Origin of the sequence: Streptomyces sp. NPDC049879, from assembly GCF_044461265.1 — a bacterium.
Lineage (GTDB): Bacteria > Actinomycetota > Actinomycetes > Streptomycetales > Streptomycetaceae > Streptomyces.
Window position 1 is genome coordinate 455,524 of sequence record NZ_JBITKT010000001.1, and the last position, 14,357, is coordinate 469,880.

A 14,357-nucleotide genomic window follows, 5' to 3' on the forward strand; every position below is an offset into this window, starting at 1 on the left:
GGCGGGGCCGCCCCACGCGGGCGGCCCCGCCGCACGCCGTACCTTCGCCCCGGTGTCGCCGTCCCGCCGCCCGCCGGACGCCGTGCCGCCGACCGATACCCGTGGAATATGACGATGGGGAACACTTCCGCACACCGGCACCCGCCGTCAGGGATGCCCGAGGGGATCGTCCTGCTCCGGACCCCCGACGGCTGGCGGCACAGCATCCTCACCCCCGAGGGCGGCATGGCCTCCGGCCGCCTCGCCCGCGCCCTCGCCGACACCGACCCGGACGCCGCCCGCAGCGCGGCGACCGCCCTCGTCGTGGAACTGGCCAGGGACCTGCACGGCGCCGACGTCGAGGTCCGCTGGGACCCGCCCGGCACGGCCGACGTGTGGACCGGCAGCGTCCACCCCCGCCCGTAAATCCGTTGCGCGGCCCCGGCACGCGGGGACAGCATCGCCGGATGCCCACCCCCTCCGTGCCCTCCGCGCCCCGCGACGGCCGCGCCGGGATCGACGCCGCGCTCGTACGCCGCCTGGTCGCCGCCCAGTTCCCGCGGTGGGCCGGCCTGCCCGTGACACCGGTCGCGGTCGACGGCTGGGACAACCGCACCTACCGCCTCGGCGACCGCATGACCGCGCGCCTGCCCACCGCCGCCGGATACGCCCTCGCCGTCGGCAAGGAGAACCGCTGGCTGCCCTTCCTCGCGCCGCAACTCCCGCTGCCCATCCCGCGAATCCTCGGCCAGGGCCGCCCCGGCGAGGGCTACGCGTACGACTGGTCCGTGCGCGGCTGGCTGGACGGCGAGACCGCCCGGCCGGAACGCCTCGGCGACCTCACCGCGTTCGCCCTGGACGTCGCGGGCTTCATCACCGCGCTCCAGAAGGCCGACACGGCGGACGGCGGCCCCGGCCACGGCGCCCACAGCTTCTGGCGCGGCGGCCCGCCCGGCCACTACGACGACGGGACGCGCCGCGCCCTGACGGCGCTCGAAGGCATGGTGGACACCGACCGTGCACGCGCCGTGTGGGAGGCGGCGCTCGCCACCCCGTTCGACGGCACGCCCGTCTGGTTCCACGGCGACATCGCGTACGGCAACCTGCTGGTGCGCGACGGACGCCTCGCCGCCGTCATCGACTTCGGCACCGCGGGCGTCGGCGACCCGGCGTGCGACCTGGTCATCGCGTGGACACTCTTCCACGGCAGATCACGCGCGGCCTTCCGCGAAGCCGTCGCCCAGGACCCCGGCACATGGGCACGCGCACGCGGCTGGGCACTCTGGAAGGCCCTCATCGTCCTGGCGGCCGACCCCACGGACACCGAACAGGCCCGCGTGATCGAGGAAGTCCTCACCGACACACCCTGACCGCCGTCAGGCGAGGTGGTCGGCCACGGCGGCGAGCCACGCGTCGGGCTGGTCGATGTGCGCCATGTGGCCCGCCTCCTCCAGGACCACGCCGCGCGCCGAGGGGATCAGCCGCACCGTCTCCTCGACCAGCGACGCCGGGAACACCAGGTCCTGCCGCCCGTGCAGCAGGAGCAGGGGGACGCCGAGGGCGGCGAGGCGTGCCGCGGCGTCGGGGACGCGGGGGCTGGGGAGTGTGCCCGCGCGCAGGGGGCGCAGCCACTCGGCGGAGAAGCGCACGCCGTCCAGCAGCCGCAGGTAGTGGGGGAGCGCCTCGGCGCGCCGGACGTTCGCGCGGGCGCCCGCGACGGCCGCCGCGCGCGTCAGGGCAGGGCCGGACAGCGACGGGTCGGCCCACACGGCGGCCTCGGCGGCGCGCTCGGGCAGGTCCCCGTAGGCGTCGGGCGGCACCGGCAGGACGCTGCTCGACGCGACGACCAGCCGCCGTACGCGCTCCGGCGCCGCCAGGATGAGGCGCTGGGCGAGCAGGCCGCCGTAGGAGAAGCCGAGGACGTCGACCGGTTCCGTGCCGAGGGTGCCGAGCAGCGCGACGAGGTCGGCCGTCGCGGCGGCGGGGGAGTACGCGTCGTCGGGCAGGCCGCGTGTGGAGCGCCCGCAGCCGCGCAGGTCGGGGAGGACGAGGCAGTGGCGCCCGGCGAGGCGGGCGAGGGGTTCGCGCAGGTAGGAGTGGTCCCAGTCGGGGCCGCCGTGGATCACCAGCAGCGTGCGCCCGGGGGGCCCGTCGCTGCGGGCGACGAACAGCCGCACGTCCGGATCGGCGGAGACGGTGACATGACTCTCGGCGAACACCGGCCCAGTCTTGCACCGCGGGGACGGTCGACCCGGAGTTGGTCCGCTCACTCCCGCGCGAACGGCGCGGGACGAGGAGCGTGGCGCTTCGGGCGACGGCCTCTCCGTCCCACGAGCGGAGTGCCCCGGGTCCGAAGCGGCCGATCCCCGCGTCACCGCACGTCGGTCCGGCAACGGCGGGTGGTAAGGCCGCCGATGAGATGACCGGCGGGGTGCCCTATCCGGCCAGAGGGCTGGTGCGGACAGCGGTGTGGTGGGACAACTGACGTGGAAAGCGCGCGAGTTGAGCGGCTGTGGCCTGAGCCGCAGGGCGGCTTGTCCGTGCGCTTGCCCCAACTCCCTTGAGGGGTAGCGTCCTGAGTGCCATTCGCTGGAACACCGTGAGGGACCATCATGAATCAGTTCCTGTCCGCCGCCGAAGGCATGGCCGTCTGATGGACGACGCGCAGAGCATCGGCCAGCGCATGCGGGACGCGCGGCTCAGGCTGGGACTGACGCAGGCGGATGTCGCCGCCGCGCTCGGCTACACCCAGGGCTGGGTCTCCAAGGCCGAGAAGGGCCGCATCGAGCTGGACCGCACGAGCATGATCAACGCGGTCGCCAGCGTGCTGCACATCCACCCCAACGAGCTGATCGAACGCCCCTACCGCACCACCGCGTCCGCCAACCAGTGGCGCGTCTCGGCGGCGTCGATCATAAGAGAACTGCGCCGCTACGACCTCGCGCCCGTCTTCGACGGCACGCCGCGCCCCGCGCCGGTGCTGTGGGCCGAGACCCGCGGGCTGCACGGCCTGCGCGACGACGCGAAGAACACGTCGATCCTCGCCCTCCTGCCCGACCTGCTCCGCGAGGCCCGCGCCCTCGTGGAGGTGTCGCGGGGGCGGCAGCGCGAGGAGGCGTTCGGTGTCTACGCGGTCGTCTGCAAGTTCGGCCACACCGCCGCGCACGCGCTCGGGCACCCCGAACTGGTCACGATGACCTGCGAACGCGCCGCCTGGGCCGCCGACCGGTCGGGCGACGAGCTGCTGCCCGCCGTCGCCGACTGGATGCGGGTGTGGGACATGTGGGCCACCGCCGACTGGGACGACGCGATGGCGCTGTCCGACAAGGCGCTGCACCGCGTCGAACCGCTCTACGGGCGCGGCGATCCGGCGGCCGTGCGCGTGTGGGGCTCGCTCCAGCTGCGCGCCGCCGTCTCCGCCGCCCGCGCCTCCCGGGCCGGGGAGGCGCGGCACCGCATCGCGCAGGCGCACGAGGCGGCCGGGCGGCTCGGCGGCGCGCTCCTCCCGTTCGACCGGCACAGCCTGACGTTCAGCCGGGGCAACGTGTCGATACACGCCGTCAACGTCGAGCTGGAGATGAGCCACCAGTCCGAAGCCCTGCGCCTGCACCGCGAGATGGAACCCGGCGCGCTGGAGTCGCTGCCGCGCTCCCGGCGGGGCCACTACCGTCTCGACCTGGCGCGCGCGTACCTGTGGTCGGGCGAACGCGACCGGGCGCTGCACGAGTTGGAGATCGCCGAGGCGACGGCGCCGCAGCTGATCCGCAACCACCCGATCGCGCGCGCCACGCTGCGCCGCATCAGGAGCGCGGGGCGTGCCGGGGTCTCCGAACGTCTCCGGCGGATGTCGTCAAGGTTCCACCTGGACGACTGACCTGCGGATATTCCCGCCGTTCATATTGGGCCGCATACGGGCCATTACTTTCTGTGGTCAGTCGATCACCGATCATGGCGGGGGTGCCAGGTGCGTTCCCAAGTCTCTCTCCCCGACTGGCTGCCGTACGACGGCCGTGTGCGGGCACGGCCGCTCGGCGAGTGGTTCGACGCCGTGCGGGTGCCGGAGTTCCAGGGCCTCTACGCGTTCACGCGGCTCCAGTCCGCCGGCCGGGGCGGGCCGGTGGTGGAGGACCGCGTGCGCCATGTCCTCCACTGGCTCGTCCCGCCCGGCACGGCGGGCCGCCGCGACTGGCCGCCGGGGGTCCGGGCGCTCGGCCGGGGCAACATCCTCGCCGTGCCGCCCGCCGACCGCGTCGGCCAGCCGTGGACCGGGGAGGGCGAGGCGCAGTGGCTGGTGTACCGGCCGTCGGGGCGGTGCCTCACCGATCCGGACGCGCTGTACGCGGCGCTGACGCGGGTGTTCGGGGCGGTGGAGTCGTGTGGCTGACCGGTACCGCCCGCTGGTGCTGACGCCCGCGCCGGTGCGGGACCCCGACCCGGAGATCACGGTGATAACGGGACGCGGGCTGCCGCCCGTGGTGGAGCGCATACGGTGCTGCTACTGCATGCGCTCCACCCCGGTCAGGACCGAGCACGCCTGCGAGCAGCGCCCCCGTCCCTGCGGCCTGGCGGTCGAACAGGCGGTGGACCGTGCGGCGGGATGAGCGCGGGGCGACGACCGGGCGCAGAGGCGTTTGGTATACCGGGCCTGCCTGAGCCGGTCCGAGTCGCCAACGCCCTCTCCCTGCCAGCTGGTGCAATGGCCGCCCCGCTCCCCGACGGATCGGCGTCTGGTATGCCAAGTGCTAGGGTCGCCTCGTCTCCGCCCCCGGACCGACCGGGCACGCGGAGCGGCCCGCACCCCCATCCGCAGGAGGTCCGCATGCGCACCCGCCGACGTGGCGGCACCGCCGCGCCCGTCCGCCCGGACGGCCGGTGAGACGCCGTGCCGGACACACCCGCCGACCAGGCCCCCGAGCCCGGCGCCACCTCCCACGCCGACCACGCGGAACGGACCCTCCGCGCCGCCATCCTCTCCGGCACCTACCCGCCCGGCGCCCGCCTGCGTGAACGCGACCTGTCCGACACCCTGGGCTTCTCCCGCATCCCGGTCCGCGAGGCGCTGACCCGGCTGGCGGGGGAGGGCCTGGTCGAGATCTCGCCCCGGCGCGGCGCCTCGGTGCGGAACCTGTCGCTGCGCGACGTCGCCGAACTCTTCGACCTGCGCCTCAGCCTGGAGGTCTTCGCCGCGCGCCGCGCCGCCGAGGCCCGCGGGCGCGGCACGGGCGGCGAGCGGCTGCGCGAGGCCATGGAGGCGGCGGAGGACGCCACCCGGCGCGGCGACGCGCGGGACATCCCGGCCGCCAACACCGCCCTGCACGCCGAGATCGTCGCCACCACCGGGAACCGGCTGCTGTCCAACGCCCTCCAGCCGTCCCTCGGCCTCATGCAGTGGGTGTTCACGCTCACCGGCGGACGCGACCCCCGCGTCCAGTGCGCCGAGCACCGGGACATCTGCGCCGCCATCCACGCGGGCAAGGCCGACCTGGCCGGCGCGCTGGCGTACGCCCACATCGAACGGGGCCGGGAGCCGTCGCTCGCCACCCTGGCCGGTGTCCTCCCGCCCGGCTGACCCCGCCCCCCATCCCGCCACCTTCCCCGCGCCCATCCGCGCCCCCTTCCGCAAGGAGAGAACGACCCGTGCTCGTCACCGACGTCCGCCCCTGGGGCGGCGACCCCAGCGACATCGAGATCCAGGACGGCCGCATCACCGCCCTCCACCCGCACGACCCGGCGCGCCGGGAAGGCCGGGAGACCGTGGAGGGCCGCGGCCGGATCGCGCTGCCGTCGTTCTCCGACGTGCACTGCCACCTCGACTCCACCCGCATCGGCCTGCCCTTCCGCCCCCACACCGGCGCCCCCGGCGTCTGGGGCATGACGATGAACGACCGCGCGCACTGGCGCGAGGACCCGTGGACCGTCGCCGAACGCGCCACCCACACCCTCGGCCGCATGATCGAACGCGGCACGACCCGCGTCCGCAGCTACGCCCAGATAGACGCCGACTGCGGCCTGGAGCGCTTCGAGGGCGTCCTCGCCGCCAAGGAGGCGCACGCGGGCCGCTGCGAGGTCGAGATCATGGCCTTTCCGCAGGCCGGTCTGCTGCGCGAGAAGGGCGTGCCCGAGCTGATGGACCGGGCGCTCGCCTCGGGCGCTGCCGTCGTCGGCGGCATCGACCCCTGCACGCTGGACCGCGACCCCGTGCGGCACCTGGACATCGTCTTCGGCCTCGCCGAGAAGCACGGGGCGCCGGTGGACATCCACCTGCACGAGCCGGCGCACCTCGGCGTCTTCAGCGTGGACCTGATCCTGGAGCGCGTCCGCGCCCTCGGCATGGCCGGGCGGGTGACGATCTCCCACGCGTACGACCTCGGCGGCGTGGACGAAGCGACGACGCGGCGGCTCACCGAGGAGTTCGCCGATCTCGACATCGCCATGGCCACAGTCGCCCCGGCGCAGACGCGCGCCCTGCCGCTCGCCGGACTGACGGAGGCGGGCGTGCGCGTCGGGCTCGGCGAGGACGGGCAGCGCGACTTCTGGTCGCCCTACGGCAACGGCGACATGCTCGACCGCACCTGGCAGCTCGCCTTCACCAACCGCTACCGCGCGGACGACCTGATCGAGCACTGCGTCGCCGTCGCCACCCGCGGCGGCGCGTCGATCCTGCACGCGGACCTGCCGCGCCTCGCGTCCGTCGCCGACCGCCCCGGCGTGGCCGTGGGCGACGAGGCGGACCTGCTGCTGGTGGACGGGGACACGGTCGCCTCGGCCGTCATGGACCGGGGCACGGACCGCACCGTCCTGCGGGCCGGGCGCGTCGTCGCCGACGGGCTGGCGCTGGTCTGACCGCCGCGCCCCGGGCGGCCCCGCCCGGGGCCCAGGCGACAGCGCCGCCGACGGCCCCGGCGGCCGCCCGGACAGACCAATTCGTGACTCACGGTAACCGTTCATGGCTTCACCGTAAGCGCCGCGTAGCCGGATGGGTATCGCTCGTACGGGTGAACCCATCCGGCCGCCGCCCGCGTCAGTCGCCCTTCGGCTGCGGGCTCCAGCAGCGGGTGGCGACACCGATCGCGTTCCATGTGTTGATCGCGATGACCAGCGCGATCAGCGCCGCCGTCTCCTCCTCCGAGAACTCCGCCAGCGCGCCCGTCACGACGGACGACGGGACGTGCGTCTCGCTCAGCCGCGTCACCGACTCGGTCAGCGCCAGCGCCGCCCGCTCCCGCGCCGTGAAGAACGGCGAGTCCTCCCATATCGCGACCGCGTGCACCCGCTGGTCCGTCGCCCCCGCCTCCCGGGCAGCGGCGGTGTGGACATCGACGCAGTACGCGCACCCGTTGAGCTGCGACGCCCGCAGCCGCACGAACTCGCGCAGCTGCGCGTCGATCCCCGCGCGGTCGAGCTCGGCCGTGGCGCCGTCGTCCAGCGCGCTCACCGCCCGCGAGAAGACGGGTGCCAGGGCGTCGAAGTCGAGACGCCGGGGGATCGGGACGTAGGTACGGGTGGCCGGTTCGGTGGTGGTGGTGCCTGTGTTCATGCCGCCGACGCTACGTCCCGATCGGCCCGGGTCTACAGTGCAATGTCATGCCGGAAAACTGGGCCAATCCCGCAGGGCTCGACCTCCACCTCCAGCTCCACCTGGAAAAGTCCCCCACCCGCCCCGCGCGGGCGCTGGAGCACGCCCTCCGCACCGCCATGGCCGACGGCCGCCTCACCCCCGGCACCCGCCTCCCCGCCTCCCGCACCCTGGCCGCCGACCTCGGCGTGGCCCGCAACACCGTCGCCGACGTGTACGCCCAGCTCGTCGCCGAAGGCTGGTGCGAGGCACGCGTCGGCGCCGGTACCTGGGTCGGCGAACGCGCCGGACACCCCCGCCCCTCCGCACGGCGCCCCGCCCCCGGCACCCCGCCGCTCGACCTGCGCTGCGGCATCCCCGACGTCAGCGGCTTCCCCCGCCGCGCCTGGGCCACGGCGGCCCGCACGGCCGTCACCCGCGCCCCCGACGCCGACCTCGGCTACCCGCCCACGCAGGGCACCGCCACCCTCCGGCGCGTCCTCGCCGACTACCTGGCCCGCACCCGCGGCGTACACGGCGACCCGGAGCACGTCCTCGTCACCCGCGGCTTCGGCGACCTCCTCGCCCACGTCTGCCGCACGCTCCGCACCCGCGGCGTACGCCGGATCGCCGTCGAGGAGTACGGGCACGAGCGGCACCGCCGGATCATTACCGCGGCGGGCCTCACCCCCGTGCCGCTCCCGGTGGACGAGGGCGGCGCCGACATCGCGGCCCTCCCCGGCACCGGCGCGGGCGCTGTCCTGCTCACCGCCGCGCACCAGTTCCCCACCGGCGTGCCCCTGGAGGCGGCGCGCCGCGTCGAGGCCGTGCGCTGGGCCGAACGGACCGGCGGGCTGGTCGTCGAGGACGACTACGACGGCGAGTTCCGCTACGACCGGCGCAGCATCGGCGCCCTCCAGGCCCTCGCGCCCGGACACGTGCTCTACGCCGGAACGGCCAGCAAGGCCCTCGCCCCCGCCGTCGGCCTCGCCTGGGCGATGGTGCCGGACGGCTTCCTGCCCGCCCTCCTCGACTCGACGGCGTCGGCCGGCGGCGGCGCGGACGCGCTGCACCAGCTGACGCTCGCCGTCTTCATGGAGGAGCACCACTACGACCGCAACGTCCGCCGCCTCCGCGCCCGCTACCGCGCCCGCCGCGAACGGCTCGCCGCCCTCGTCGCGGACGCGCTGCCCGGCTGCCGCGTCACCGGCCTCGCCGCCGGGCTGCACTGCCTCCTCGAACTGCCGCCAGGCACGCCCGAGGAGCGCGTCGAACAGGCCGCCCGCGAACGGGGGCTGCTCCTCGAAGGACTCCGCACCTTCGCCGCCGCCCCCCGCCGCGCCGCACGCCGCCCGGCCCTCGCCATCGGCTACGGGGCGCCCCGCGCGCAGCGGTACGAGGCGGCACTCGCCGCGACCGTCGAAGCGGTCACCGCCGCCATCCGTCCCGCCATCCGCCCCGGCGCCTGACCCCGCCACCGCCCGGCACTACGCTGCCCCTGCCATGCGGCGCGGCCCGCCGTTGCGCGCGCGAGGGAACGAGGGAAGAACAGGGGGCGTCCCACGTGCTGCTGCCCACGACACCGGTGCTCGGCGCCGTCATGGCGGCGCTGCTCATCGCCGCCGCCGCGGTGGCCGCGGTCTTCCACCTCGTGGGCGACGACGGCCGGAGCCACGCCCGGCGGATCGTCACCGCGGGACTGCGGGCCTGTGCCCAGCTCGCCGCCGTCTCCGTCGTCATCGGCTGGGTGACCGGCCAGGTCGCGGGCCAGTTCGCCTTCGTCGCGCTGATGGTCACCGTCGCCACGGTCACGGCCGGCCGGCGGATCACCCCGGGCCCGTCGTGGCCGTGGGCCGCCGTGCCGATCCTGGCCGGAACGGCGCCCGTCCTGCTGACGCTGCTGCTCACCCGGCTCGTCCCGCCCGACGCCGTCACCCTCGTCCCCGTCGCGGGCATCCTCACCGGCGGCGCGCTCACCGCCACCACGCTCGCCGGGCGCCGCGCCCTGGAGGAGCTGACCACCCGGCACGGCGAGGTCGAGGCCGCGCTCGCCCTCGGCCTGCCCGACCGCGAGGCGCGGCTGGAGATCGCCAGGCCCGCCGCCTCGGGCGCGCTGCTCCCCGGCCTCGACCAGACGCGTACGGTCGGGCTGGTGACGCTGCCCGGCGCGTTCGTCGGGATGCTGCTCGGCGGGGCGTCCCCCGCGCAGGCGGGCGCGGTGCAGCTGTTCGTGCTGGTCGCGCTGATGGCGGTGCAGGCCGTCGCCGTGGCGGCCGTCCTGGAACTCGTCGCACGGGCCCGTCTCCACCGCTGACCCGGCGGACCCAACAGGAGCCCGAAAAAAACTTCTCAGAAAAATCCCGCGGCGATGTCGAGAACGCGCGACCGGCTCCGTCCCCGCTGCGAAGAACGCGACCACAATGGGCTCGCACCACGTACCGAGGAGAGACACCATGGCGAAGTACCTGCTGCTCAAGCACTACCGCGGCAACCCGGCGGCGGTGAACGACGTCCCCATGGACCGGTGGACGCCCGAGGAGATCTCGGCGCACCTGAAGTACATGAACGACTTCGCCGACCGCCTGGAGAAGACCGGCGAGTACGTCGACGGCCAGGCGCTCTCCCCCGACGGGCTGTGGGTCCGCTACGACGGCGAGGGCCGCCCGCCGGTCACCGACGGCCCGTTCGCCGAGACGAAGGACCTCATCGCCGGCTGGATGGTGATCGACGTGGACACCCGCGAACGCGCCATCGAGCTGGCCGGGGAGCTGTCGGCCGCCCCGGGCGCGGGCGGCAGGCCGATCCACGAGTGGCTGGAAGTCCGCCCGTTCCTGGGCGAGCACCGCACCGTCTCGGAGTGACCCTGCCGATGAACGAGGCCCTGCTGCGCAGCCTCACGCCCGGCGTCATCGCCGTCCTCGTCCGCCGCGGAGCCGACTTCGCGGCGGCCGAGGACGCCGTGCAGGACGCGCTGGTCGAGGCGGTCCGCGTCTGGCCGGACGACCCGCCGCGCGACCCGAAGGGCTGGCTGGTCACCGTCGCCTGGCGCAAGTTCCTCGACCAGGCGCGCGCGGACGCCGCGCGCCGCCGCCGCGAGGACCGCGCCGACGAGGAGCCCGCGCCCGGCCCCGCGCCCGCGACGGACGACACGCTCCAGCTCTACTTCCTGTGCGCCCACCCCTCGCTGACGCCGTCGTCCGCCGTCGCGCTCACGCTGCGCGCCGTCGGCGGGCTGACCACCCGCCAGATCGCCCAGGCGTACCTGGTGCCCGAGGCGACGATGGCGCAGCGCATCAGCCGGGCCAAACGCACCGTGTCCGGCGTGCGCTTCGACCAGCCGGGCGACGTCGCCACCGTGCTGCGCGTCCTCTACCTGGTCTTCAACGAGGGCTACTCGGGCGACGTCGACCTCGCCGCCGAGGCCATCCGCCTCACCCGCCGGCTCGCGCCCCGCGTCGACCACCCCGAGGCGGCGGGGCTGCTCGCCCTCATGCTGCTCCACCACGCCAGGCGCGCCGCCAGGACCGCGCCCGACGGCAGCCTGGTGCCGCTGGCCGAGCAGGACAGGAGCCGGTGGGACACCGCCGCGATCGCCGAGGGCATCGCGATCCTCCAGGGCGCGCTGGCCCGCGACCGGCTCGGCGAGTTCCAGGCCCAGGCCGCCGTCGCGGCCCTGCACGCCGACGCGCCCACGGCCGGGGAGACCGACTGGGTGCAGATCGTCGAGTGGTACGACGAGCTGGCGCGCCTGACCGGCAACCCCGTCGTCCTGCTCAACCGGGCCGTGGCCGTCGGCGAGGCGGACGGGCCGCGCGCCGGGCTGAAGGCGCTGGCGGAGCTGGACGCCTCGCTGCCCCGCCACGCGGCGGTGGCGGCGTACCTCCACGAACGCGACGGCGACCCGGTGACGGCGGCGCGGCTGTACGCGGAGGCGGCCCACAAGGCGCCCGACCTCCGCGAGCGCGAGCACCTGACGCGCCAGGCCGCCCGCCTCAACGCCCGCCCGCGCGGCTGACGGCGCGCGCGCCGGTCACCCGGCCGCGCGTTCCGCCGCCTCGCGGGAGAGGAACGCCAGCCGGGCGCGCTTGTGGGGCAGGTCGATCAGCGGGCCGAGGACGAGGCCGGTGCGCAGGGCGCGTTCGATGGCCTTGTCGTTGCGCAGGTCGGGCTCGGCGACGAGGCGGCGGACGGCCGGGTCGGCGAACACGAACGCGATCAGCACCGGCATCAGCCCGGTCGTGAAGCCGCGCCGCAGCGGGCCGGGGGGCGGGGCGATCAGCAGGTGGACGCCGATGTCGCCCTCGCGCGCGTCGTAGTGGGCCCCCACCTCGTCGGCGGCCGGGTCGTACGTCTGGAAGAGCGCCACGGGCGTGCCGTCGCGGCGGACGACGTACGCGTGGTGCGTGTCCAGCGAGTCGAGGAACTCGTAGATCTCCAGCACCCCTTCGCGCCCCGCGCCGGTCATGCCCCAGAAGCGGGCGCGTTCCTCCGCGACCCACGCGTGGATCAGCTCCAGGTCGCCCGCCGGGTCCACCGGCGTCAGCGTCACGGTGCCGAAGCCGGGGACCGCGCGCGTGAACACGGCCCGGCCGGGCGTGCGCGGCGTCATGGACTCCTCGTGCGCCAGCCGCGCCCAGTCGGTGACGACCGGCGCGAGCCGCCCCTCACGCCACAGCGGCGCCTGGTCGCGGTGGTGGGGGTGTCCCGCGGTGCCGTGCGCGCCGAAGGGCACGATCCAGCTGCCGCCGTCGCGCCCGGCCAGGTCCCACACGTAACGGGCCACGGGGCCGCGCGCGCTCAGGTCCGTCACGCCGGGGACGCTCGCGGTGGCGAGCACGCAGTCGTGGTCGCCCGACAGACCCGCCGTCTCGGCGTCGGACGGCACGCCGGGGAGCGCGCGCCAGGGCGCGAGCCGGTGCCGTTCGCCCCAGGTGCGCTCCTCGCCCCCGGCGGCGGCGACCTCCTCCACGGCCGCCCGCACCAGCGCGGCCGGGTCGAGCCCGGGAACGGCGCCCGGCGCGAGCAGGTTGCGCAGCGCGAAGGCGACGCGGGGCCTGAGGTCCAGCCAGGGCCACAGCGCCTCGGGGTACGCGGCGCCCGGCCTGCCGTCCGCCGGGTCGCCGCCGGTCAGGCCGTCGCGGGCGAGCGTCCTGAGCGCGGCGAACTCCGGCCTGCCCGCCAGCAGCCGGGCGCACGCGGCGCGGACGGCGGCGTACGCGGCGGCGTCGGCCGAGCCGGCGTCCATCCGGCCGTCCCAGGCGAGGAGACGTTTCCGCAGCAGCGCCGCGTCCGCCGCGAGGCCGTCCAGCGCGGCCAGCGGCCCGAGGACGGCGGCGGTGTCACCCGCGAGGGTGTCGGCGTGCACGGCCGCCATGTCCGAGGCCGTCAGGCCGGTGGCGCCGGTCAGCAGCGCGGTGATGCGCCGGTGCTGGTGGCCCGGCGTGAACTCGACGCCGAGCGGCGCGGCGAGCCCCGCCTCGTTCGCCATCACCGCGAGCCCGGTGACCCGGGCGCGGGGGAGCGGCTCGTACGCGCCGGGCCGCCACGCGTACCGCGCCTCCCAGGCGGGCACGGGGCGCAGCCGGTTGGCGTGGTGCCGCACCGGGACGCGGCCGGTGACGCGGTGCAGGGTGCCGCCCTCGGAGTCGGCGGCCATCAGCACGTTCACCGGCTCGACCCACGCGTCGCACGCGCGGTCCACGTCGGCGACGGTCCTGGCACGCAGCAGGCGGGGGAGCGCGGCGAACCCCAGGTCGCGCGTGACGCGCGGGACATGGCGCAGGCTGATCGCCTCGGGGTCGTCGGGGCCGCCGACGACGACCGGCCCGCGTTCCGTCTCGACCACCTCCACGGCCACCGGCGCGCCGCCCGCCACCTCGACGGTCTCGGTGCCGTGCTCCGCAGGGCGCCAGCCGTCCGGGCCGAGCGCCTCGACGCCGCCGTCGGCGGTGCGGCGCAGGCGTTCGCGGTAGAGGTCCTGGTAGTCGGCCATGGCGTGGGTGATGCCCCAGGCGACGCTGCCGGTGTGGCCGAAGTGCGGGATGCCGGGGACGCCGGGGACGGCGAAGCCGACGACGTCGAACTCGGGGCAGGCCAGGCGTATCTGCTGGTAGCCGCCGGGGTCCTCGACGTACCGGTGGGGGTCGCCCGCGAGCAGCGGGGCGCCGGACGCGGTGTGTCCGCCGGTGAGCAGCCAGCCGTTGCTGCCCGCCGTGCCGATGCCGCCGCTGGCGAACAGCCCGGCCGTCGCGTCGCCGACGCGGTGGGCCGCCTCGGCGCGCCACAGCTTCGCGGGCATGCCGGTGAACAGCAGGTGCGCCGACAGCCAGATGCCGAGCGGCACCCAGGGCTGCCAGCGGGCGGGCGCGGCGCCGGTGGCGGCGAACTCCGGTGCCTCGCGGGCGGCTTCGGGCAGCGCGGCGTTGACCCCCTCGGTGTACGCGGCGAGCCAGTCGCGGGTGGCGTCGTCGAGCGCGAGCCAGCACAGCCGCGCGGTGTGCGCGAGGCGGGCGCGGCGGGCGAGGACGTCCCAGGCCGCGGCGTCCGCGCCGAGGAGGGCGGCCGAGGTGCCGCGCAGGCGGCGGTGCTCCACCTCGATCTGCCAGGCGCGGTCGCGGGCGGCGTTCAGGCCCTGGGCGTGGGCGAGTTCGCGCGCGTCGGCGGCGCGCAGGTGCGGTATGCCGAGGTCGTCGCGGTGGATGTCGATGGTCATCGGAGCCCCCAAAGCTCTTCCCGCCCTGCCAGGGTGAAGTTAGGCTAGGCTTGCCTAACTTACCTGTCGCGGAGACGTGAAGAAACCGGGGAGAACCGGGAAGAGAGGGGA

The 14,357-nt window shown here is 75.8% G+C and carries 14 protein-coding genes; 11 read left to right on the plus strand and 3 right to left on the minus strand.

The features are described 5' to 3' along the window. Window positions 1–114: 114 nt before the first annotated feature. Window positions 115–405, plus strand: a complete 291-nt coding sequence (locus tag ACIBPC_RS02090) for a hypothetical protein (RefSeq protein ID WP_362955305.1) — start codon at window positions 115–117, stop codon at window positions 403–405. 41 nt (window positions 406–446) lie between these two features. Beyond that, window positions 447–1,349 (plus strand): aminoglycoside phosphotransferase family protein, encoded by a 903-nt coding sequence (locus ACIBPC_RS02095; RefSeq protein WP_398840648.1) that lies wholly within the window; start codon window positions 447–449, stop codon window positions 1,347–1,349. Window positions 1,350–1,355: 6 nt separating this feature from the next. On the opposite strand, the gene ACIBPC_RS02100 is transcribed toward ACIBPC_RS02095, so the two are convergent. Next, the gene (locus ACIBPC_RS02100; RefSeq protein ID WP_398840650.1) at window positions 1,356–2,198 is read right to left on the minus strand and encodes an alpha/beta fold hydrolase; all 843 of its coding nucleotides are present in this window, start codon (window positions 2,196–2,198) and stop codon (window positions 1,356–1,358) included. 431 nt (window positions 2,199–2,629) lie between these two features. On the opposite strand from ACIBPC_RS02100, the gene ACIBPC_RS02105 reads away from it, so the two are divergent. From ACIBPC_RS02105 to ACIBPC_RS02125, 5 genes are all read left to right on the plus strand, one after another. Next, the gene (locus tag ACIBPC_RS02105) at window positions 2,630–3,853 is read left to right on the plus strand and encodes a helix-turn-helix transcriptional regulator (protein WP_362956453.1); all 1,224 of its coding nucleotides are present in this window, start codon (window positions 2,630–2,632) and stop codon (window positions 3,851–3,853) included. A gap of 90 nt (window positions 3,854–3,943) precedes the next feature. Further along, on the plus strand, window positions 3,944–4,363 hold the full coding sequence (locus ACIBPC_RS02110) for a hypothetical protein (protein ID WP_362955314.1): 420 nt from the start codon (window positions 3,944–3,946) through the stop codon (window positions 4,361–4,363). Beyond that, entirely contained in the window at window positions 4,356–4,580 is a 225-nt protein-coding gene (locus ACIBPC_RS02115) for a hypothetical protein (protein ID WP_362955316.1), read from the plus strand. Before ACIBPC_RS02110 ends, ACIBPC_RS02115 begins: the two co-directional genes overlap by 8 nt. A 281-nt stretch (window positions 4,581–4,861) precedes the next feature. After that, the gene (locus ACIBPC_RS02120) at window positions 4,862–5,548 is read left to right on the plus strand and encodes a GntR family transcriptional regulator (RefSeq protein ID WP_398840653.1); all 687 of its coding nucleotides are present in this window, start codon (window positions 4,862–4,864) and stop codon (window positions 5,546–5,548) included. A 68-nt stretch (window positions 5,549–5,616) separates the two neighbouring features. Further along, entirely contained in the window at window positions 5,617–6,822 is a 1,206-nt protein-coding gene (locus ACIBPC_RS02125; protein WP_362955322.1) for an amidohydrolase, read from the plus strand. A 178-nt stretch (window positions 6,823–7,000) separates the two neighbouring features. On the opposite strand, the gene ACIBPC_RS02130 is transcribed toward ACIBPC_RS02125, so the two are convergent. Continuing rightward, window positions 7,001–7,516, minus strand: coding sequence for a carboxymuconolactone decarboxylase family protein (locus tag ACIBPC_RS02130; RefSeq protein WP_398840655.1), 516 nt, complete (start codon window positions 7,514–7,516; stop codon window positions 7,001–7,003). 47 nt (window positions 7,517–7,563) lie between these two features. Between ACIBPC_RS02130 and ACIBPC_RS02135 the strand changes: the two genes are divergently transcribed. From ACIBPC_RS02135 to ACIBPC_RS02150, 4 genes are all read left to right on the plus strand, one after another. Further along, window positions 7,564–9,003 carry a PLP-dependent aminotransferase family protein gene (locus ACIBPC_RS02135; protein WP_398840657.1) on the plus strand — a complete coding sequence of 480 codons (1,440 nt, stop codon included), beginning with the start codon at window positions 7,564–7,566 and terminating at the stop codon, window positions 9,001–9,003. Window positions 9,004–9,098: 95 nt separating this feature from the next. Continuing rightward, window positions 9,099–9,848 (plus strand): ABC transporter permease, encoded by a 750-nt coding sequence (locus ACIBPC_RS02140; protein ID WP_362955330.1) that lies wholly within the window; start codon window positions 9,099–9,101, stop codon window positions 9,846–9,848. Window positions 9,849–9,987: 139 nt separating this feature from the next. After that, window positions 9,988–10,395 (plus strand): YciI family protein, encoded by a 408-nt coding sequence (locus ACIBPC_RS02145; protein WP_398840660.1) that lies wholly within the window; start codon window positions 9,988–9,990, stop codon window positions 10,393–10,395. Between the two features lie 8 nt (window positions 10,396–10,403). Next, window positions 10,404–11,549, plus strand: a complete 1,146-nt coding sequence (locus tag ACIBPC_RS02150) for an RNA polymerase sigma factor (RefSeq protein WP_398841748.1) — start codon at window positions 10,404–10,406, stop codon at window positions 11,547–11,549. A gap of 15 nt (window positions 11,550–11,564) precedes the next feature. Here ACIBPC_RS02150 and ACIBPC_RS02155 read toward each other — a convergent pair whose 3' ends face one another. Then, complete coding sequence (locus ACIBPC_RS02155) at window positions 11,565–14,246, minus strand: GNAT family N-acetyltransferase (protein ID WP_398840662.1); 2,682 nt, start codon at window positions 14,244–14,246, stop codon at window positions 11,565–11,567. Window positions 14,247–14,357 lie beyond the last annotated feature (111 nt).